The sequence below is a fragment of the Acidovorax sp. GW835-FHT14B10 genome (genome assembly GCF_058793725.1).
Map to the genome: position 1 here is coordinate 46,266 of NZ_JBXAGC010000026.1, position 20,577 is coordinate 66,842.

General features: G+C 65.6%; 20 protein-coding genes. 19 read left to right on the forward strand and 1 reads right to left on the reverse strand.

The window, feature by feature from the left end:
- Positions 1 to 261: 261 nt before the first annotated feature.
- Positions 262 to 1,032 (forward strand): SDR family NAD(P)-dependent oxidoreductase, encoded by a 771-nt coding sequence (locus tag AC1Q5S_RS17585; protein ID WP_016452526.1) that lies wholly within the window; start codon positions 262 to 264, stop codon positions 1,030 to 1,032.
- A gap of 22 nt (positions 1,033 to 1,054) precedes the next feature.
- Here AC1Q5S_RS17585 and AC1Q5S_RS17590 read toward each other — a convergent pair whose 3' ends face one another.
- The gene (locus AC1Q5S_RS17590) at positions 1,055 to 2,047 is read right to left on the reverse strand and encodes an AraC family transcriptional regulator (RefSeq protein ID WP_445677827.1); all 993 of its coding nucleotides are present in this window, start codon (positions 2,045 to 2,047) and stop codon (positions 1,055 to 1,057) included.
- A 330-nt stretch (positions 2,048 to 2,377) separates the two neighbouring features.
- Here AC1Q5S_RS17590 and AC1Q5S_RS17595 point away from each other — a divergent pair, with 330 nt between their 5' ends.
- The 18 genes from AC1Q5S_RS17595 (at position 2,378) to AC1Q5S_RS17680 (ending at position 20,043) form a co-directional block, all read left to right on the forward strand.
- The gene (locus tag AC1Q5S_RS17595) at positions 2,378 to 3,079 is read left to right on the forward strand and encodes a nitroreductase (RefSeq protein ID WP_016452524.1); all 702 of its coding nucleotides are present in this window, start codon (positions 2,378 to 2,380) and stop codon (positions 3,077 to 3,079) included.
- Positions 3,080 to 3,236: 157 nt separating this feature from the next.
- Positions 3,237 to 5,018, forward strand: coding sequence for an acyl-CoA dehydrogenase (locus AC1Q5S_RS17600; protein WP_016452523.1), 1,782 nt, complete (start codon positions 3,237 to 3,239; stop codon positions 5,016 to 5,018).
- Positions 5,019 to 5,042: 24 nt separating this feature from the next.
- Positions 5,043 to 5,792: an electron transfer flavoprotein subunit beta/FixA family protein gene (locus AC1Q5S_RS17605; RefSeq protein ID WP_026382504.1), complete on the forward strand. Its 750-nt coding sequence runs from the start codon at positions 5,043 to 5,045 to the stop codon at positions 5,790 to 5,792.
- 1 nt (position 5,793) lies between these two features.
- The gene (locus AC1Q5S_RS17610; protein ID WP_026382503.1) at positions 5,794 to 6,738 is read left to right on the forward strand and encodes an electron transfer flavoprotein subunit alpha/FixB family protein; all 945 of its coding nucleotides are present in this window, start codon (positions 5,794 to 5,796) and stop codon (positions 6,736 to 6,738) included.
- Positions 6,739 to 6,755: 17 nt separating this feature from the next.
- Positions 6,756 to 7,670: a LysR family transcriptional regulator gene (locus AC1Q5S_RS17615; protein WP_016452520.1), complete on the forward strand. Its 915-nt coding sequence runs from the start codon at positions 6,756 to 6,758 to the stop codon at positions 7,668 to 7,670.
- Positions 7,671 to 7,695: 25 nt separating this feature from the next.
- A complete protein-coding gene (locus AC1Q5S_RS17620; protein ID WP_016452519.1) occupies positions 7,696 to 7,923 on the forward strand; it encodes an EexN family lipoprotein in 228 nt (75 codons plus the stop codon).
- Between the two features lie 217 nt (positions 7,924 to 8,140).
- Positions 8,141 to 10,141, forward strand: a complete 2,001-nt coding sequence (locus tag AC1Q5S_RS17625) for a conjugal transfer protein TraG (protein WP_016452518.1) — start codon at positions 8,141 to 8,143, stop codon at positions 10,139 to 10,141.
- Positions 10,138 to 10,602 (forward strand): hypothetical protein, encoded by a 465-nt coding sequence (locus tag AC1Q5S_RS17630; RefSeq protein ID WP_016452517.1) that lies wholly within the window; start codon positions 10,138 to 10,140, stop codon positions 10,600 to 10,602. The genes AC1Q5S_RS17625 and AC1Q5S_RS17630 overlap by 4 nt, the downstream gene beginning before the upstream one ends.
- A complete protein-coding gene (gene trbB, locus AC1Q5S_RS17635) occupies positions 10,599 to 11,636 on the forward strand; it encodes a P-type conjugative transfer ATPase TrbB (protein WP_016452516.1) in 1,038 nt (345 codons plus the stop codon). The genes AC1Q5S_RS17630 and trbB overlap by 4 nt, the downstream gene beginning before the upstream one ends.
- Positions 11,633 to 12,025: a TrbC/VirB2 family type IV secretion system protein gene (locus AC1Q5S_RS17640; protein ID WP_016452515.1), complete on the forward strand. Its 393-nt coding sequence runs from the start codon at positions 11,633 to 11,635 to the stop codon at positions 12,023 to 12,025. Before trbB ends, AC1Q5S_RS17640 begins: the two co-directional genes overlap by 4 nt.
- Positions 12,022 to 12,306 (forward strand): VirB3 family type IV secretion system protein, encoded by a 285-nt coding sequence (locus AC1Q5S_RS17645; protein WP_016452514.1) that lies wholly within the window; start codon positions 12,022 to 12,024, stop codon positions 12,304 to 12,306. Before AC1Q5S_RS17640 ends, AC1Q5S_RS17645 begins: the two co-directional genes overlap by 4 nt.
- Before the next feature lie 10 nt (positions 12,307 to 12,316).
- Positions 12,317 to 14,755: a conjugal transfer protein TrbE gene (trbE, locus tag AC1Q5S_RS17650; protein WP_016452513.1), complete on the forward strand. Its 2,439-nt coding sequence runs from the start codon at positions 12,317 to 12,319 to the stop codon at positions 14,753 to 14,755.
- Entirely contained in the window at positions 14,752 to 15,480 is a 729-nt protein-coding gene (gene trbJ, locus AC1Q5S_RS17655) for a P-type conjugative transfer protein TrbJ (RefSeq protein ID WP_016452512.1), read from the forward strand. Before trbE ends, trbJ begins: the two co-directional genes overlap by 4 nt.
- A gap of 12 nt (positions 15,481 to 15,492) precedes the next feature.
- Positions 15,493 to 16,827 carry a P-type conjugative transfer protein TrbL gene (gene trbL, locus AC1Q5S_RS17660; protein ID WP_016452511.1) on the forward strand — a complete coding sequence of 445 codons (1,335 nt, stop codon included), beginning with the start codon at positions 15,493 to 15,495 and terminating at the stop codon, positions 16,825 to 16,827.
- Between the two features lie 18 nt (positions 16,828 to 16,845).
- The gene (gene trbF, locus AC1Q5S_RS17665; protein WP_016452510.1) at positions 16,846 to 17,550 is read left to right on the forward strand and encodes a conjugal transfer protein TrbF; all 705 of its coding nucleotides are present in this window, start codon (positions 16,846 to 16,848) and stop codon (positions 17,548 to 17,550) included.
- Positions 17,547 to 18,539, forward strand: coding sequence for a P-type conjugative transfer protein TrbG (gene trbG, locus AC1Q5S_RS17670; protein WP_016452509.1), 993 nt, complete (start codon positions 17,547 to 17,549; stop codon positions 18,537 to 18,539). The genes trbF and trbG overlap by 4 nt, the downstream gene beginning before the upstream one ends.
- Positions 18,540 to 18,541: 2 nt before the next feature.
- Positions 18,542 to 19,804, forward strand: coding sequence for a TraB/TrbI/VirB10 family type IV secretion system protein (locus AC1Q5S_RS17675; RefSeq protein WP_016452508.1), 1,263 nt, complete (start codon positions 18,542 to 18,544; stop codon positions 19,802 to 19,804).
- Positions 19,801 to 20,043 (forward strand): DUF2274 domain-containing protein, encoded by a 243-nt coding sequence (locus AC1Q5S_RS17680; protein WP_016452507.1) that lies wholly within the window; start codon positions 19,801 to 19,803, stop codon positions 20,041 to 20,043. The genes AC1Q5S_RS17675 and AC1Q5S_RS17680 overlap by 4 nt, the downstream gene beginning before the upstream one ends.
- Positions 20,044 to 20,577 lie beyond the last annotated feature (534 nt).

Genomic DNA, 20,577 nt, shown 5'->3' on the forward strand with positions numbered 1-20,577 from the left:
CTCCTGAATCTGCCCCCAGACGCCGCAGCCCATCGGGACCGGAGCGTCGACACCGTGGCGTGCTTTCGTGCGGCGCTCAGGGTACCCAAGGCATACAGGCAATCGTAGGCAGCGGTGCTTGGCGCGGCAATGACGGATGGTCTCGATCAACTGACAAGGCACCTCTTTCGACGGATGGGGGAGCGAGGCAACCCCGCAGCCGAGCGGCCCTGCGCTAACCTCCCGGCATCGACGGCGAACTGAAGATGCAAGGAGACGATGATGGATCTGGGTGCAATGCTGGCAGGCAAGCGGGTGCTGGTCACGGGGGCCTCGTCGGGCCTGGGCGAGAACTTCGCTCGGCTGGCTGCTGGTTGCAAGGCCAAGGTAGTGATTGGGGCGCGGCGCAAGGCGCGGCTCGACAAACTCGCCCAGGAACTCGAAAAGCTCGGTTCGCCTCAGGTCACGGTGCTGGAAATGGATGTGGCTTCCGAGCAGTCCATCGACGACGCCTTCGCCGAGATAGACGCCTCGGGCACCATCCTCGACGTGGTGGTTAACAACGCCGGGGCTTCCAACGACGCCTTGTCGCTCACGCTGCCTGTGTCCGACTTCGACTCGCTGATGGAGACCAACGTGCGCGGCGTGTGGCTGGTGGCCGCGCGTGCCGCGCAGCGCTGGGTGGATGCGGGGCGGGGAGGCTCAGTCATCAACATCGCATCGATCCTGGGCGAACGCGTGATGCCGGGCGCCATGCTGTATGCCACGTCCAAGGCTGCAGTCGTGCACATGACCAAGAGCCTGGCGCTCGAATGGGCGCGCCACGGCATTCGCGTCAATGCCATCGAGCCGGGCTACATCGACACCGAGATGACCGATGCCATGTGGGATACCGACCATGGCAAGGCGCTTATCAAGCGCATCCCGATGCGCCGCCTGGGTAAGCCGGAGGAGCTCAACGGTCTGTTCCTGCTGTTCGCGACCGAGGCCGGGTCGTGGATGACCGGCGCCTGCGTGCCAGTGGATGGCGGGCATCTGTGCTCGTCGCTTTGAGTGCGACCGCGTCGAAGCAGCGCTACGTTTTTTGGGTGCGCGAACGATAGACGCCTGGCGTGCTGCCGGTCCATGACTTGAAGGCCCGCTGGAAGGCGGTGCCGTCGGCGAACCCCAACTCGGCGGCGATGGCGCTCAGCGCGGCATCGGTGCTGGTCAACCGAACGATCGCCATGTCGCGCCGTAACTCGTCCTTCAGCACCTGAAAGGACTTGCCCTCCACGGCCAGATGCCGCTGCAGTGCGCTGACCGACATGTGCAAGCGCTGCGCGGCGACAGTCAGATCGGGCCACTCCGGGCACGCTTGCTGCAATAGCGCGCGCACCCGCGCGCTGGCTGTCCGCTCGATTAGACGCGGGCCGATCAGGTTGCCCGGTGTGGCACGCAAAAAGGTCTGGAGCGCGGCGGTGTCACGGCGCATCGGCTGCGTGAATGCGGATGCCTCGAACCAGACCGCCGACCGCGCCTGCCCGAACCGCAACGTGCCCGAGAAGATTTGGGCATAGTCTGCGGCACGCGGCGGTGGCTCGAAGGCAAAATCGAGCCCTCTGGGCACCAGTCGGCCGCCGTGCAGCCATACCAGCAGACGCCAGAAAACGCGCAACAGCAGCCCGTGCAGGAAGTCTGAATGTTTGCCCAGGGCGTGGCGCACGTCCAGAGCAGCACCCTTGAGCAAGCCATCAGAGACGGGCACAAGCGCCACGTCGTCCTGCAGCAGGGCGAAGGATGCACTCACGCGCTGCAAGGCGGCTGCCAGCGTCTTGGCCCCGAGCGTAGAGCGAGCCATCAGCGCAAAGCTGCCGCAGCGCAACGGCCGACCGTGTAGATGGCCTAGGCATTCGTCGTCCAAGCTGTTCTTCACGGCACTGAAGAGTGCGATGTATTGCTCTATGGTCACACGCGACTGCTCCAGATGCAGCAGCGACTCGGCGATGCGGGCCTGCGCCAGAACGCCATCCAGCCAGGACTCGGTGGCCAGTCCTTTGCTGCGCGCGCCGTCGAGCAGGCCATGCACGGCAAAAACAGGAACAGTGACGACGGGTTTCAACATGGTCAAAGGGAGCAACGATAGCTGGCGCTGAATCCGAAATTACACCAAGAAAACGGCCCGCTAACGATGTAGCGTCCGGCTGCGGTCAACCGGATTTTGCCTTGTGCATACAAAGTCAACTCGCCATGCACTGGCGGGCAAGACGCGTATGTGCCGAGTGCCCAGAATACCGCTTGGTAGCACACCCAGGGACGACCCGTGGACGTTCGGCATCGATGCATTCGCATGAATGCTTCTTCGGCAACGGCATGTCGGTGTGCTCACCCGAATAGCCCAGCAACCAGGAGAGAGTGAATGTCTGTCTGCGCCGTGCCTTTGCGCAACATGCTGATTGATGCGGTGATGCGCGAACGTCGTTCCGTGCGCGCCTTTCTGCCGACCCCGGTGTCGCAAGAAGCGGTGGCCCAGATTCTGTCGGTGGCAGCCAGCGCGCCCAGTGGCACCAACACCCAGCCGTGGCATGTCATTGCCGTGGCGGGCGAGGCGAGGAAGCGCCTATGCGACCGTGTATTGCACGCCTTTCACCATGAAGAGGGAGAGCACCAGTCCGAATACGACATCTACCCGGCCGAGTTCTTCGAGCCCTACCTGACCAGGCGGCGTCGGTGCGGTTTCGCTCTTTATGCCGCAGTCGGAATCTCCAAGGGAGATACGGATGCCATGCGCGCTCAACATGCACGCAACTTTGCCTTCTTCGATGCGCCGGTCGGTTTGATCTTCACCTTGGACCGGCGCATGGTGCAGAGCAGTTGGGTGGACTACGGGATGTTCTTACAGAACATCATGCTGGCGGCCCGCGCACGAGGCCTGGATACCTGTTCGCAGATGGCGTGGACCCTTTACCCGCGCCTTCTGGCTGAAGCCCTGCAAATCCCGGACGGGCAGATGGTCCTGTGCGGCATGGCACTGGGCTATGCCGACCCGGCGGCCGTGGTGAACCGCGTGCGCACCGAGCGTGAGCCGGTCGAGAACTTCACACGCTTCAGCGGCTTCTAGAAATCTTGTCATACCAACTAATCGCGTCGTAAGCCGCCTGAGAAATTCAGCCGCCCTGAAGCGGTTGATCGACCGGGCCTTGTCCTGGTGGGTAGGGTCATGCATGGATGTATGCCCTATGGGGCAGACGGGTTGAACCCACAAAGAGGAGTAAGCAATGTCTACCTACGCCGCGCCCTTGCGCGACATGCTGTTCACGATGAAGGAAGTCGGAGGCCTGGATGCGATCTGTGCCCAGCCGGGCCATGAAGAAACCACGCCCGACCTGGTCGAGGCCATCCTGCAGGAGGCTGCCCACTACGCCACCGGCGTGCTTGATCCGCTGAACCGCACCGGCGACGTGCAGGGCGCGCGCTGGCACGACGGCCAGGTCACGCCAGCCGATGGCTTTCGCGAAGCCTGGGCCAGCTTCTGCGAGAACGGCTGGAACGGCATGCCCGCTGCCACCGAATGGGGCGGCCAGGGCCTGCCCACGCTGGTGTCCACAGCCGTGCTGGAGATGTGGAAGTCGTCCAACCTCGCGTTCAGCCTGTGCCAGATGCTCACGCTGGGCGCGGTGGAAGCCATTGCGCACCATGGCAGCGACGCACTCAAGCGCCGCTTCCTGGAGCCCATGGTCGCGGGCCGCTGGACCGGCACCATGAACCTCACCGAGCCCCAAGCAGGCTCCGACTTGGCCGCGCTGCGCAGTCGCGCCGTGCCCGAAGGCGACCATTACCGCGTCAGCGGAAACAAGATCTTCATCACCTGGGGCGAGCACGACATGGCCGAGAACATCGTCCACCTCGTGCTGGCGCGCCTGCCCGATGCACCGCCCGGCGTGAAAGGCATCTCGCTGTTCCTGTGCCCGAAGTACCTGGTCAACGACGACGGCTCCCTGGGCGAACGCAACGACCTGGCCTGCACCTCCATCGAGCACAAGATGGGCATCCACGGCAGCCCCACGGCGTCGATGAGCTTTGGCGACTGCGGGGGCGCGATCGGCTACCTGGTCGGCGAGCCGAACCAGGGGCTGGCCTGCATGTTCACGATGATGAACCATGCGCGGCTGAACGTCGGCCTTGAAGGCGTGGGCATCGCCGAGCGCGCCTACCAGCGCGCACGCGCCTACGCGCTGGAGCGGGTGCAGGGCAAGCCACTGCTCAGCGGCAGCACCACCATCGCCGGCCACCCGGACGTGCGGCGCATGCTGATGGACATGAAGGCCCGCACCGAGGCCATGCGCGCATTGGCCTATTTCTGCGCCGGCCAGATGGACCGCGCCGCAGGCCACGCCGACGCGCAAGAGCGCGAGCAGGCGCTGGCCCTGGTCGGCCTGCTGATCCCGGTGGTCAAGGGCTGGTGCACCGACAGCGCACAGGGCATCACGTCCGATGGTGTGCAGGTGCATGGCGGCATGGGTTACGTCGAGGAAACCGGCGCCTCACAGCACTTGCGCGACGCGCGCATCACGACCATCTACGAAGGCACGACGGGCATCCAGGCCAACGACCTGATTGGCCGCAAGCTGGCGCGCGAGGGCGGGCGCACGCTGAAGGCACTGCTGGGCCGCATCGACGGCGATGCGCGCCGGTTGGCCGAGATGCCCGATGCCGCGCTGGCGCAGATCGGCGGCGTGTTAGCGGCTTCGGCGCGTGCGCTGGGGGACGCGGCCGACTGGCTGCTGGCCCACGACGACCAACCCGCGCAGTGCGCGGCGGGCGCCGTGCCCTTCTTGCGGCTGGCGGGCACGGTGATCGGCGGCTGGCTGTCGGCGCGCATGGCCGAAGCCGCCACTGCGCAACTCGCGGCGAGATCTGGCGATGCGGGCTTTCTCGGCGCCAAGCGTGCCACGGCCAGCCACTACGCAGCGCATGTCCTAGTGCAGGCGCCGATGTTGCGCGACATCGTCACGGGCGGCGCCGCCAGCACGCTGGCCCTGGCGGATGATCAACTCTGAATGATCCTGAAAGGAAACCCTCCCATGAAAATCCTGGTTCCCGTCAAGCGGGTGGTTGACTACAACGTCAAGGTCCGCGTCCAGAGCGATGGCAGCGGCGTGGACATCGCCAATGTCAAAATGAGCATGAACCCCTTCGACGAGATTGCCGTCGAAGAGGCTGTGCGGCTCAAGGAGAAAGGCGCGGCAACGGAGATCGTCGCCGTCTCGTGCGGCGTGTCCCAATGCCAGGAGACGCTGCGCACCGCCATGGCCATCGGTGCCGACCGCGGCATCCTGGTCGAGACCAATGAAGAACTGCAGCCGCTGGCCGTGGCTAAGCTGCTCAAGGCCCTGATCGACAATGAACAGCCCGGCCTCGTGATCCTGGGCAAGCAGGCCATCGACGACGACTGCAACCAGACCGGCCAGATGCTGGCGGCGCTGGCCGACCTGCCGCAAGCCACCTTCGCCTCCAAGGTCGAGATCGCCGGCGACAAGGCAGCCGTGACCCGCGAAGTGGACGGCGGCCTGGAAACCCTCAGCCTTACGCTGCCCGCCGTCATCACCGCCGACCTGCGCCTGAACGAGCCGCGCTACGTCACGCTGCCCAACATCATGAAGGCCAAGAAAAAGCCGCTGGACACCGTCAAGCCCGAAGACCTCGGCGTGGACGTGGCCCCGCGCCTGAAGAACTTGAAGGTCAGCGAACCCGCCAAGCGCGGCGCCGGCGTGAAGGTGGCCGACGTGGCCGCCCTGGTCGAGAAACTCAAGAACGAAGCGAAGGTGATCTGACATGACCGTACTCGTAATCGCTGAACACGACAACGCGACCATCAAGGGCGCGACGCTCAACACCGTGACGGCCGCCGCAGCCTGCGGCGGCGACGTGCACGTGCTGGTGGCCGGCCACAACGCCGGCGCTGCCGCACAGCAAGCCAGCCAGATCGCCGGCGTTGCCAAGGTCATCCACGCCGACGGCGCCAGCCTGGCCCACGGCCTCGCCGAGAACGTGGCCGCCCAGGTGCTGGCACTCCATGGCAGTGGTGCCGGCAACTACAGCCACATCCTGTTCCCCGCCACCGCCAGCGGCAAGAACGTGGCCCCGCGCGTGGCTGCCAAGCTCGACGTCGCCCAGATCAGCGACATCACCAAGGTCATCTCCGCCGATACCTTCGAGCGCCCCATCTACGCCGGCAACGCCATCGCCACCGTGCAGTCTGCTGATGCCGTGAAGGTCATCACCGTGCGCACCACCGGCTTTGACGCCGCCGCCGCCACGGGTGGCAGCGCCGCTGTCGAAACCGCTGCTGCGGCCGCCGACGCTGGCAAGAGCAGCTACGTGGGCAGCGAGATCGCCAAGAGCGACCGCCCCGAACTCACCGCCGCCAAGATCATCGTGTCTGGTGGCCGTGCGCTGGGCAGCAAGGAAAAGTTCGACGAAGTCATCACCCCCCTGGCCGACAAGCTGGGCGCTGCCATCGGCGCCAGCCGTGCTGCCGTGGATGCGGGCTACGCCCCCAACGACCTGCAAGTGGGCCAGACGGGCAAGATCGTCGCGCCGCAGTTGTACATTGCCGCCGGCATCTCGGGCGCCATCCAGCACCTGGCCGGCATGAAGGACTCCAAGGTGATCGTGGCGATCAACAAGGACCCCGAGGCCCCGATCTTCAGCGTGGCCGACTACGGGCTGGAGGCGGACCTTTTCGCAGTTGTGCCGGAATTCGTCAAGGCCTTTTAAATTGGATGAGATACACCATGGAGCTTCGGCATTTACGTTGCTTTATAGCGGTGGCCGAAGAACTTCACTTCGGCCGCGCAGCGGAAAAGCTGCACATCGATCAGTCCCCTTTGTCGCGCACCATCAAGGAGATAGAGGAAGAGCTCGGGGCGCAACTGTTCACGCGAACCACGCGAAGCACCCGCCTGACCTTTGCCGGAATGGCATTCCTGGAGCGGGTGCCGCGAATCTTCGAAGCTCTGAAACAGGCGTGTGACGGCGTCAAGTCCGCCGCCAGTGGGTTTCAGCGACAGTTGCGCATCGCTTTGTCCGATGGCATCACGCCCTCGCGAATGCCGACGCTGCTGGCACAGTGCCGAGCGGAAGATCCAGAGATTGATGTTCGGCTATTTGAGGTGCCGTTGGATCAACAGATCAAGGGTCTGCACGATGACCTGTATGACGTCGGCTTTTCGATGGCCGAAGAGGTGGGCGACGGCATTGTGGTCAGGCCTGCATGGGAAGACGAACTGATGGTGGCGGTCCCAGCTCGCCATCCTGTTCTGGCCCACAAGCACGTGCCGTTGGAAGAAGTGTTGCGCTATCCGCTGGCGCTATGCGATCCGGCGATATGCGAAGGCCATGCACGCCAAGTTGATCGCGTTTTGCAGCGCTACGAGCAACAGCCACTGATCGCCCAGCGCGTGGCGTCCTATGAGGTGATGATGACCTTGGTCTCAGCCGGATTGGCGCTCGGTTTGGCGGGCGCCGCGCACATTGCATCCGGCCGTGGGCCAGGTGTTGTGGCCCGGCGCTTGGCGGGCAAGCCGCAGATGCTGGCCACGTATCTGCTGCACCGTGACGTGGAGCCCTCCGAAATGCTGGCCCGGTTCATCGAACGAGTGGCCTCCATTGATTCGGCGGATGGCTCCAGCGCCGCCGAGGACTCCTGATCCACCTGCTGAAAGGACCCAAGCCATGACCCGATTCCTGCCGCTGCTGATGGTTGCCGCACTGACGGGCTGTGGACCATCCCAACCGACGGAAACCGTGGACTTCCTCGTTGCCCATCCCGAGCGCCTCAAAGAAGTCCAGCGCCTGTGCAAGGAAGACCGCGCGAAGGCAGGAGAAGAACTCTGCCGCCGTGCGGCCGAAGCCGCCAACCGGCGTTTCTTCGGCGATCGGCCGGAACAGCAATCCAAATAGCGCCCCGCGCCGTCGCCTGGCCGCGACAGAGTTCTTGCTGTTACCTCATCACGCCGCAGCGCGCTCGCGCATGCGGCATTTTTATTGCCTTCGCCACAGCAAGAAGTCTGGCCATTTTGGCCTGAATCCCCGCTATAACGGTCTTTGACCGACCTGCACGCTCGCCTTGATCCTCGGCACTACGGCATGTCCCTGTGCCGTAGCGGGAGGTTGGCCAATGCAAGGAACGAACGTGCTGTTCGGTCAGATTGCCGTTGTCTTCGGCATCGTGATCGCTGGCGTATGGAGCGCCACGCAATGGACAGCAGCGGCGCTGGGCTACCAGCTACGCCTGGGTTCGCCCTGGTTCGATTTCCTCGGCACGCCGGTCTATCACCCCTGGCGCCTGTTCGAGTGGTGGTTCTTCTTCGACGCCTACGCGCCGCATGTATTCGACGTGGGCGGTGCCATTGCCGCAGGCAGCGGCCTGATCGCGGTGGTGGTTGCCGTCGGCATGTCGATCTGGCGCTCGCGCCAGTCCAAGCTGGTCACGACCTACGGCACGGCGCGCTGGGCCAATGCGGAGGACATCCACAAGGCGAGTCTTGACCGGTCTGCGGGCGTATTCCTTGGCCTGCATCGCCAGCAGTACCTGCGGCACGAAGGCCCGGAGCATGTTCTGACCTTCGCGCCTACCCGCTCGGGCAAGGGCGTGGGCCTAGTGGTGCCCACCTTGTTGAGCTGGCCCGCATCGGCCGTCATTCACGACATCAAGGGCGAGAACTGGAGCATCACCGCTGGCTGGCGCTCGCGCTTCTCGCACTGCCTGCTGTTCAACCCGACCGATGCGAAGTCGGCGGCCTACAACCCGCTGCTGGAGGTGAGGCGCGGCGCGCACGAAGTGCGCGACGTGCAGAACATCGCAGACATTCTGGTCGATCCCGAAGGAGCACTGGAGCGGCGCAACCATTGGGAGAAGACCTCGCATGCGCTGCTGGTTGGGGCCATCCTGCATGTGCTCTACGCAGGCGAAGACAAGACGCTGCGCGGTGTCGCCAACTTCCTCAGCGACCCGGCCTGTCCCTTCGAGCTTACCCTGCATCGGATGATGACCACGCCGCACATCGGCGATGGACCGCATCTGGTGGTGGCATCGGCAGCGCGTGAAGTCCTGAACAAATCGGACAACGAGCGTTCCGGCGTGTTGAGCACCGCCATGTCATTCCTCGGCCTGTACCGAGACCCCACGGTGGCCGAAGTCACCTCGCGCTGCGACTGGCGCATTGCCGACCTGATCGCGGCCGAGCATCCCGTGTCGCTGTATCTCGTGGTGCCGCCTTCGGACATCAGCCGCACCAAACCGCTGATCCGCCTGATCCTCAACCAAATCGGGCGGCGGCTGACGGAATCACTCGATGGCAGCGATGGCATCCAGCGCCGTCACAAGCTGTTGCTGATGCTCGATGAATTCCCGGCGCTTGGGCGCCTGGACTTCTTCGAGACGGCGCTGGCCTTCATGGCGGGCTACGGCATCCGCAGCTTCCTGATCGCGCAGTCGCTCAATCAGATCGACAAAGCCTACGGCCAGAACCATTCCATCCTCGACAACTGCCATGTGCGCGTGACGTTCGCCACCAACGACGAGCGCACGGCCAAGCGGATTTCCGAAACCCTTGGCACCGCTACCGAGCTGCGCGCGCAGCGCAACTACGCGGGACATCGACTCGCACCGTGGCTGGGGCACCTAATGGTGTCGAGACAAGAAACCGCCCGCCCGCTGCTCACGCCGGGCGAGGTGATGCAGCTGCCGCCCGATGAGGCGGTGGTGATGGTTTCCAGCGTCGCGCCGATCAAGGCCAAGAAGCTGCGCTACTACTCTGACGCGAACTTCCAGCGGCGCGTGCTGCCGCCTCCTGTACTCGTTGCGGGGCGCTACGCCGACGTGCCTCCCTTACGGCCCGACGACTGGAGCGGGCTGACGGTTCCTCCCGTTCCGGTGGCGCCTGCAACCGAAGCCGTTGAAGGCTTCCCCTCTGCCGCTGACGACGGCGGCCCGCGTCGCCAACCCGAACTCTCCGAAGCCGCCGCCTACGACCCCGACCTGGCTGCGCCTGCAGCCGACCTCGGGCTGCTCGATGACGATGACATGCAGCTTCCCCTTCCTCGCCAGCTCGACCCGGCCCTGCAGCGCACGGCCCGGCTGGCTTCCCTTGACCCTGACGACGGAATCGACCTATGACCCAACACCGCCTCAATGTGTTCATCCAGCCGGAGCACAGCAAGCGGCTCGATGAACTGGCCGCCAAGAAGGGCGTGTCCAAGTCCAGCATCGTCGCGGCGGCCCTGGCCTCCTGGCTGTCGCCCGATGCGGCCGACCAGCGCGAGGCGGCGATTGCCAAGCGACTGGATCGCCTGTCGCGCCACGCCGAGCGTCTGGAGCGCGACCAGAACATTGCCATCGAAACATTGGCGCTGTTCATCCGCTATTTCCTCACTGTGAGCACGCCCGTGCCCGAGGCCCATCAGGACGCCGCTCGCGCCCAGGGCAAGGCCCGCTTCGAGCAGTTCGTCGAACAGCTCGGACGGCATTTGCTGCGCGGGCGCAGCCTGGTGCGGGATGTGGTGGAGGAACTGCACCCCGATCCGACGCGATCGGAGGGCGCGGCGGCCGCTGCAGATGCCCAGGAGCGTGCCTTATGAGCGCCGTTCTTTCCTCCTTCACGGCCACCTCGCTGGATCGCCGCATTCAGATGCTACGCACGGCCATGGGGCCGCTGATCGCCGCCGCGCTCGAAGACCCGGACGTGGTGGAAATCATGCTCAACCCCGACCGCACGCTCTGGGTGGATCGTCTGTCCACGGGCCGCGCCCCGATGGGCGAGGAGCTGTCCGAGGCTGATGGCGAACGCATCATCCGTCTCGTGGCCGCCCACGTCGGCGCCGAGGTGCATCGCGGCCAGCCGCTTTTGACGGCAGAGCTGCCCGAGACCGGCGAACGCTTCGAGGGCATCCTGCCGCCCGCTGCACCGGGGCCAGCCTTCGCCTTGCGCAAGCGTGCCTTTGGTGTGATCCCGCTGTCGCGCTACATCGAGGACGGGATGATGACCGCCGCACAGGCTGGTTTGCTGGTGCGCGCCGTGCGCGAGCGCCAGAACATCCTGATCGCGGGCGGCACCAGCACCGGCAAGACCACCTTGGCGAATGCGCTGCTGGCCGAAATCGCCGCCACGGGCGACCGCGTGCTGGTGCTCGAAGACACGGTGGAGCTGCAATGCGCGGCGCGCGATCACGTACCGCTGCGCACGCGCCAGGGCGTCGTGTCCATGACCGAGCTGGTGCGTTCGTCCATGCGCCTGCGCCCGGATCGTGTGGTCGTCGGCGAGGTGCGCGGCGCCGAGGCACTGGATCTCATCAAGGTCTGGGGCACCGGCCACCCCGGCGGCATCGCCACGATCCACGCCGGCTCCGCGCTGGGCGCGCTGCTGCGCCTGGAGCAACTGATTCTCGAAGTGGCGGTGAACCCGCCCCGTGCGCTGATCGCGGAAGCGGTCAACGTGGTCATCCACATTGCCGGGCGCGGACGCAAGCGCCGCATCGAGAGCATCGCTCGGGTCGTCGGCTTCGACGGCTCGGGCTACCAACTGGCGGATGCGCTGGAGGCTCCATTCCCGGAGCTGCTGCCGCAGTCCGACCTTTCTTCCGTGTCCCCTGATCAACCTGGAGAACTGCCATGACGCAGATGATCGTTCCTGCTTTCCGTATTTCTGTAAACCCGCTTGCCCTGCGCTGCCACCCCGCGCGGCTGGATGGCTTGGCGCGCCCGGCCCTGCAGGGTCTGATGCTCGCGGCGCTGATGCTGCTGCTCGCAGGCACCGCGCAGGCCGCAGGTTCCTCGATGCCCTGGGAGGGGCCGCTGCAATCCATCCTGGAGTCGATCCAGGGTCCGGTGGCCCGGATCATCGCGGTCATCATCATCATCGCCACGGGCCTGGCGCTGGCCTTCGGCGATACCTCGGGCGGGTTCCGCAAGCTGATCCAGATCGTCTTCGGTCTGTCGATCGCGTTTGCCGCGTCCTCGTTCTTCCTGTCGTTCTTCAGCTTCTCGGGCGGGGCCGTCGTATGAACGCGGCCCACGATGGCGTGCAGGGGTTCGCTCCAGGTTTCGAGGTGCCCCTGCATCGCTCGCTGACCGAGCCGATCCTGCTGGGCGGCGCGCCGCGCACAGTGGCGATTGCCAATGGCACCTTGGCCGCCGCCGTGGGCTTGGGCCTGCAACTGTGGATTCCGGGCGTGGTGCTCTGGATCGCCGGCCATGCGCTGGCGGTCTGGGGTGCGCGTGTCGATCCGCAGTTCATGCAGGTCTTCGCGCGCCACATCAAGCACCGGCCGCTGCTGGACGTGTGAGGGGAATGCCATGCTGAACCTTGCCGAATACCGCCAGCGGCCGGCGCTGCTGGCCGACTGGCTGCCTTGGGCCGGGCTGATCGCGCCGGGCGTCGTGCTGAACAAGGATGGCGCCTTCCAGCGCACGGCGCGCTTTCGGGGGCCTGACCTCGACAGCGCGACGCAGGGCGAGTTGATCTCCACGTCGGCGCGGCTGAACAACGCGCTGCGCCGCCTGAGCTCGGGCTGGGCGCTGTTCATCGAAGCCGAGCGCCGGCCCGCGGCCAGCTACCCGCACTCGGAGTTTCCTGAGCCGCTGTCCTGGCTGGTGGACGAGGAGCGCCGCGCCGCCTTCGAGGACTCGGGCAACCATTTCGAGAGTGGCTACCACCTCACGCTGGTGTACCTGCCGGCCGAGGAGTCGCGCGCCCGCGCAGCAGGGCTGCTCTATGAGAACCGACCCACCGAAGGCGTGGATTGGCGCGAGCGCCTAACTGCCTTCGTCGCGGAGACGGATCGCATCTTTGACCTGCTCGATGGCGTGATGCCGGAGATCGTCTGGCTCGATGACAGCCAGACGCTGACCTACCTGCATGCCACCGTTTCAACGCGGCGTTACCGCGTGGGCGTGCCCGAGGTGCCATTCCACCTCGACGCTCTGCTAGCCGACGCGCCGCTGATCGGCGGCCTGGCACCGATGCTGGGCGACCAGCATCTGCGCGTGGCGACGGTGCGCGGTTTCCCGACCTCGACCTGGCCGGGGATTCTGGACGACCTCAACCGCCTGGGATTTGGGTATCGCTGGAGCACGCGCTTTCTGTGCCTCGACAAATCCGAGGCGGAACGGGAGTTGGGGCGCTTGCGCCGCCAGTGGTTCGCCAAGCGCAAGAACGTCATCGCGCTGCTGCGCGAGACGATCTTCCAGCAAGAAAGCCCGCTGGTCGATACCGACGCCAGCAACAAGGCCACCGATGCCGATGCCGCCTTGCAGGAGCTGGGCAGCGATCAAGTGGCCTTCGGCTACGTGACAGCGACCGTCACCGTCATGGACGCGGATGCCGCCGTGGCCGACGAGAAGCTGCGCAGGGTGGAGCGCGTCATCCAGGGGCGTGGCTTCGTCACCATCCCCGAAACGCTCAACGCCGTGGATGCGTGGCTGTCGTCCATTCCGGGTCATGCCTACGCGAACGTGCGCCAGCCCATTGTCTCCACGTTGAACCTGGCGCACCTGATGCCGGTGTCGGCGGTATGGGCCGGGCCGGAGAAGAACGCGCACCTCGACGGCCCGCCGCTGATCGTCACGCGCACTGAGGGCGCGACGCCGTTCCGGCTGGTGACGCACATCGGCGACGTGGGCCACACGCTGGTGGCTGGTCCTACGGGCATGGGCAAGTCGGTGCTGCTCGCCACATTGGCGATGCAGTTTCGGCGCTATCGCGGCTCGCGCATCTTTGCCTTCGACATGGGACGCTCGATGCGCGCCACCATCCTCGGGCTGGGTGGCGAGCACTACGACCTCGGGATGGATGGCGAGATCGCGTTTCAGCCTCTCGCCCGCATCGACCGCGAGGGCTACCGCACCTGGGCCGCCGAATGGATCGAAGGGCGCTTGCGGCATGAGGGTGTAGCCGTCGGCCCCGAAGAGAAGGCCGCCATCTGGTCGGCGCTCGGCAGTCTCGCCGGTGCGCCGGTGGAGCAGCGCACGATGACCGGCCTGTCGGTGCTGCTGCAATCGAATGCGCTGCGCCAGGCGCTCGCGCCGTACGTGCTGGGCGGCGCCCACGGCAAGCTGCTGGATGCGGATTCGGATCGCCTGGGCGCCGGCTCCGTGCAGTGCTTCGAGATGGAGGAACTGATGCACAGCAAGGCCGCCGTCATGGCCGTGCTGCATTACCTCTTTGCGCGCTTCGATGAACGCTTCGACGGTGCGCCCACGCTGCTGATCCTCGATGAAGCGTGGCTGTTCCTCGATGACCCGGTGTTTGCGGCGCGCATCCGCCAATGGCTCAAGACGCTGCGCAAGAAGAACGTGAGCGTCATCTTCGCCACGCAGAGCCTGGCGGACATCAAGGATTCGAGCATCGCGCCCGCAATCATCGAGAGCTGCGCGAGCCGCATCTTCCTGCCCAACCCACAGGCGACCGAGCCGCAGATCAGGGTTATCTACGAAGGCTTCGGGCTGAACTCGCGCCAGATCGAGATCGTGGCGACCGCGCAGCCCAAGCGCGACTACTACTACCAATCCCGACTCGGCAACCGCCTGTTCGACCTCGACCTGGGCGCCGCGACGCTGGCCTTTGCGGGCACGTCCACGCCGCAAGACCAGCGCGACATCGACGCGGTGCTCGCTGCCGCTTCATCCGCTTCCACCCCGTTCGTAGCCGCGTGGCTGCGCCATCGCGGCCTGAATTGGGCCGCCGACCTGCTGTCCTCGTTCCCGTCCACCCATCTCCAGGAGAACCCATCATGAAAAAGCGTCTTCTCGCCGCCGCCGTCGCGGCCATGCTTTGCACCGCTACCGCCGTGCAGGCGCAATGGGTCGTGATCGACCCCACGAACCTCGTGCAGAACACGCTGACCGCGATCCGCACGCTGGAGCAGATCAACAACCAGATCAAGCAGCTCCAGAACGAAGCGCAGATGCTCATCAACCAGGCGCGCAACCTGGCCAGTCTGCCATCCAGCGTGGTCGGCCAGCTGCGCGCCAATCTGGCGACCACCCAGCGGCTGATCGCGCAGGCCAAGGGCTTGGCCTATGACGTGACGAATCTGGATCGGGAATTCCAGCGCCTGTACCCCGAGCAATACGCCGCCACCGTGAGCGGCAACCAGATGTACCGCGACGCGCAGGAACGCTGGAAGAACACGCTCGATGGCCTGCAGACCACCATGCAGATGCAGGCTCAGGCATCGCAGAACCTGAGCGACGACGAAGGCGTGCTGGCCGACCTCGTGGGCAAGAGCCAATCGGCGGTGGGCGCTTTGCAGGCGATGCAGGCCACGAACCAGTTGCTGGCCCTGCAGGCCAAGCAGTCGATCCAAACGCAGCGGCTGCAGATCACGCAGGATCGCGCGGGCTCGCTGGAACTGGCGCGGCAGGCCGCCGCCGTGGAGCGGGGCCGCGAGGTGAACCGGCGCTTCCTGGGTGAGGGCACGCCGTACACGCCGCGGTCCGTCGATTTCTACAGTCGTTGACGGAGCCAGGCCATGAACGACGTTTCGGTCATTGACCGCTTCCTCGACATCTTCTCGCGCTACATCGACTCGGGCTTCGGACTGTTGCATGGCGAGGTGGCGTTCCTGACCGCAACGTTGATCGTCATCGACATGACGCTCGCCGGGCTGTTCTGGGCGATGGGGCATGCCACCGGCCAGGGCGAGGACGTGATCGCCAAGCTGATCCGCAAGGTGCTGTACGTGGGTGCCTTCGCCTACATCATCGGCAATTTCAACACCCTGGCGGGCATCCTGTTCCGCTCATTCGCCGGGCTGGGCCTGACGGCCAGCGGCTCGACCTTGAGCATGGGCAACTTCCTGCAGCCGGGACGGTTGGCCAAGGCCGGTATCGACGCAGCGGCGCCCATCCTCGACCAGATCCGGGAGATGGCGGGCTTCCCGGAGGTCTTCATCCACATCGCGCCCATCGTCGTGCTATTTCTCGCTTGGCTGGTGGTCATCGTCAGCTTCTTCGTGCTGGCGGTGCAACTCTTCGTCACGTTGATCGAGTTCAAGCTGACCACGCTGGCGGGCTTCGTGCTGGTGCCGTTTGCCCTCTGGAACAAGACAGCGTTTATGGCCGAGAAGGTGCTGGGCAACGTGGTGTCCTCGGGCATCAAGGTGCTGGTGCTCGCCGTCGTCGTGGGTATCGGCTCAGGGCTGTTCGCCGAATTCAGGATACCGCCCGGTTCCGAGCCGTCCATCGACCAGGCGCTGGTCATCATGCTGGCCTCATTGTCCATGCTGGCCCTGGGCATCTTTGGGCCGGGCATTGCGACAGGCTTGGTGTCCGGTGGGCCACAGCTCGGCGCGGGCGCGATGGCCGGTGCTGCCATCGGCGCAGCCGGAACCGCCGTGGCGGTCGGTGCCGCGGCTACCGGCGTCGGAAGCGCAGTGGCGGCCGGGGCACGCATGGCACCCGCCGCCGCCCGCTCGATGGCATCGACCGCCAGCAGCGCCAAGTCGACGTACCAGGCGGGCTCCACTTCGGCCGGTGGCGGCCTGAAGGGTGCCGCCGCCGGCGTGGGCAATGTTGCCAAGACCGGCGCGCAGGCGGCCGGGCAGAAAGTCGCCGATGGGGCGCGGTCGATGAAGGAACGCATGGCGGCGGCCTTTCGGCCCGATGACGCGCCGGCCTCCGGCGCCGCGCACGCCGACCCTGACGCTAGCGGATCGGCTCCGTCTGCCGAACAACCCGCCTGGGCCAAGCGCCTGCACCGCAGGCAGCAACTCACCCATGCCGCGACGACCGCCGCCCACACGCTGCGCGGCGGCGACGGCGGCAGCTCCAGCCAGGGGCCAAGCCTGCGTGATTCCGATTCCTGATCTTGAAGGAGAACTCCCATGCGATTCAAAAGACCGCAGGTGCGCTATGCCAACACACCGCAGCCTGCTACCCCGTACCAATCCGCCGCCCAGGCCTGGGACGAGCGCATCGGCTCGGCCCGCGTACAGGCGAAGAACTGGCGGTTCATGGCCTTCGGCTGCCTCACTTTGGCCGTACTGATGGCCGGTGGCCTGGTCTGGCGTTCCGCGCAGTCCATCGTCACCCCCTACGTCATCGAGGTGGACAACTCGGGTCAGGTGCGCGCTGTCGGCGAAGCGGCCACGCCGTACCGGCCCAGCGATGCGCAGATTGCTTACCACCTCGGCCGCTTCATCGGTCTGGTGCGCTCGCTGTCCATCGACCCCATCGTGGTGCGGCAGAACTGGCTCGATGCCTATGACTACACGACCGACAAAGGCGCCGTGGTGCTCAACGAGTACGCCCGCGTGAACGATCCGTTCGCGCGTATCGGCAAGGAGTCGGTGACGGTGCAGATCAGCAGCGTGACCCGCGCCAGCGACACGTCGTTCAACGTGCGCTGGACGGAGACGCGCTTCGTCAACGGCGCGCTGGATCGCACCGAACGCTGGAACGCCGTGGTGTCCATCGTGCAGCAGACGCCGCGCACCGAGCAGCGCGTGCGCAAAAACCCCCTGGGCATCTACGCCAACGGGCTGTCGTGGAGCCGCGAACTGGAAGCGAACGAAGGAGCAAAACCATGAATGATCTTTTCCGTAAATCCGCCTTGCCGATCATGCTGCTTGCCCTCACGGGCTGCGCTACGCAGGGCAAGCCGCCGCCGTCCATCTCGCTCGATGAGCCGGTGCAGGCCCAGCCGCTGCCGGAGCCGCCTACGCCTGTGGAGGTAGTGGCTGTGCCGCAGGTGCTGCCGATGCCAGCGCAGATGAAACCTGTGCCGGATGCCAAGTCCGTCGCAGAACCCGCCGATGAAACCGTGCGCGTGTCTCGCGCCAACGCCGAGGCGCGTATTGCGCCCACGCGCGAGGGCTACGTCAACGCGATTCAAGTGTGGCCCTTCACAGATGGCGCGCTGTATCAGGTCTATGCGGCCGTGGGCCGCGTGACGGTGATCGCGCTCCAGCCTGGTGAGGAGCTGGTGACGGTGGCTGCTGGCGACACGGTTCGCTGGATCGTCGGGGACACGTCGAGCGGCAGCGGCGATGCGCTGCGCGTCAATGTGATGGTCAAACCGATCCGCTCGGGGTTGAAGACCAACCTAGTCATCACCACCAGCCGGCGCACCTACCTGCTGGAGCTGACTTCGACCGAGAAGACGTGGATGGCGTCGTTGTCCTGGGAGTACCCGAAGGACAAGATGCTGGCCCTGCAGCGCCAGGCGCAAGCGGCCAGCGCCGTCGCGCCGGTCGATAGCGGCCTGTCGCTGGAGAAGATCCGCTTCCGCTACGCGGTCAGCGGCAGCAATCCGCCGTGGAAGCCGCTGCGCGCCTTCGATGACGGCGGGAAGGTCTACATCCAGTTCCCGCCGGGCATCGCGCAGGGCGAGCTGCCGCCGCTGTTCGTCATCGGCGCGCAGGGCGACGGGCAGTTGGTGAACTACCGTTTTCGGTCGCCGTATTACATCGTGGATCGCCTGTTCGGTGCGGCCGAACTGCGCCTGGGCGGAGACAAGGGCGATGTGGTGCGGATCGAGCGCACCGATGGCGTTTCCGGTGGCACGCGGAGGAACTGACCATGAGCCAGGACGACACTCGCGATCTTGGCACGCCACAGGCGGGCAAGGTCGCGCCCGAGGCGGTGGCGCTGCGCGCCCAGCCGCGCCCGGTCACACGCCTGAATCGGCGCACCTTGGCCATGCTCACGGGCGGCCTGTCGGTCGCCGTGCTAGGGGCCACGATCTGGTCATTGCAGCCACATCGGCGCGGCGCAGGCGAGCAGACCGAGCTTTACAACGTGGATCGCGTCTCGAAGTCCGAGGGGCTGGATGGCCTGCCTTCGGATTACTCCAAGCTGCGGAAGGTGCCGGAGCTGGGGCCGCCGCTGCCGGGCGATCTCGGCCCTGCCATCGTGAAGGCGCAGCAGCCGGTGACACCCACGTATGCGCCACCGGGCCACGACCCGGAGGACGCTCGGCGCAAGGAAGCCGAAGCGGCAGCGGCTTCCTCGGTGTTCTTCCATTCTGGTACGCCCGGCAAGACCGCAGCGCCAGCGACTGCGCAAGCGGCTGGCCCGGCATCGACCTTGGCGGGCTTCGACCCGCTGGCCGCTGGGCCGGCCTCGACGGCTGCCCAGCCTGCCGACCCGACCGCCGTGCAGAACCGGCAAGACCAGAAAGAGGCTTTCCTGAAAGGCGGTTCTACGGAAACCCGCAATTCTGGCAATCTGCAAATGCCAGCCTCGCCGTACCAGATGATGGCCGGGACGGTGATCGCCGGGGCGCTGGTGACAGGCATCAAGTCGGACCTGCCGGGCGACGTGATTGGCACGGTGACGGAGCCGGTCTACGACTCGGCCACGGGCAAGTTTCTGTTGATCCCTCAGGGCTCGCGCCTCATGGGCAAGTACAACAGCCAGATGAGCTATGGGCAGAGCCGCGTGCAGGTGGTGTGGAACCGCATTATCTTGCCGGATACGTCTTCGCTGAAGCTCGACAACCTCGCGGGCGCCGACCCGGCCGGCTACTCCGGCCTGGAGGATGGCGTCGATTGGCACTGGGATCGCGTCTTTGCCGGTGCGGCGCTGACGACACTGCTGGGCGTGGGCGCGGAGCTGGCCGCGCCGGAGAACCGGCAGAACGGCAACCGCATCGTGATTGCCGGGCGCGACAGCGCGCAGGACAGCATCAATCAGGTCGGCCAGGAGATGACCCGGCGCAACATGAACATTCAGCCGACCTTGACGGAGCGGCCGGGCCTGCCGGTGCGGATCATCGTCAACCGCGATCTGGTGTTGCGACCGTACCAGCCGATGTTCTTCCAGCGGGGGGCGATGCGATGAGCACGACGAAGAAATTGCGGCTGGGGCCGCTGCCCAAGCTGGAGTCCACGAAGCTAACCTTTGCGTGCTCGGTCAGCCTGAAAGCCGACCTTGACCGCTATGCCGCGCTGTACGCGCAGGCGTATGGGGAGGCGGTCGATGCCACGATGCTGATCCCGTACATGCTGGAAACCTTCATGGCGGGGGATCGAGGATTCAAGCGCACGCAGACCAAGAACGAAAAAGCCGCCTCTGCTTGACAGAGGCGGCTCTTGAATTGGTGCCCGAGGCCGGAATCGAACCGGCACGCCTTGCGGCGGGGGATTTTCTTCCCACTTCGGCTTTCGCCGCCGCCGTCTCCGAAGAAACGGCGTTCGTGGGCTGGAGCACGCCTTCACCATAGCCTTTCGGCCGTAGGTGCCCGCCGTCTGCTCTCTACACCTTCCGAGGAGCCTTTCGGCTCCAGGGCTTGGCTCGGTATTAGCTCGGACTTGCGTCCAGGGCCTTCGCCGAGTTTGACGGGCTTCACCTCTGGGGTTTCCCCCGGAGGGCTCAAATTTGGTCTGAGTCCCCTGCGTCTACCAATTTCACCACTCGGGCATGACGCACGATGCTACTTCAACTATCTACTCCTCACTGGGAGCCAGCTTGCATCGTCCTGGCTCCTAGCTGACTCCTGGCTCGAAATGCAGGCATCTCGATCAAGAGGCGATTTATCACTCAATCCCTTGTCCCATGCGGCTTGGCAGGCAGTGACCTCAAGCAAGAACTACGTAGAAGTCCCTATTTTTGAG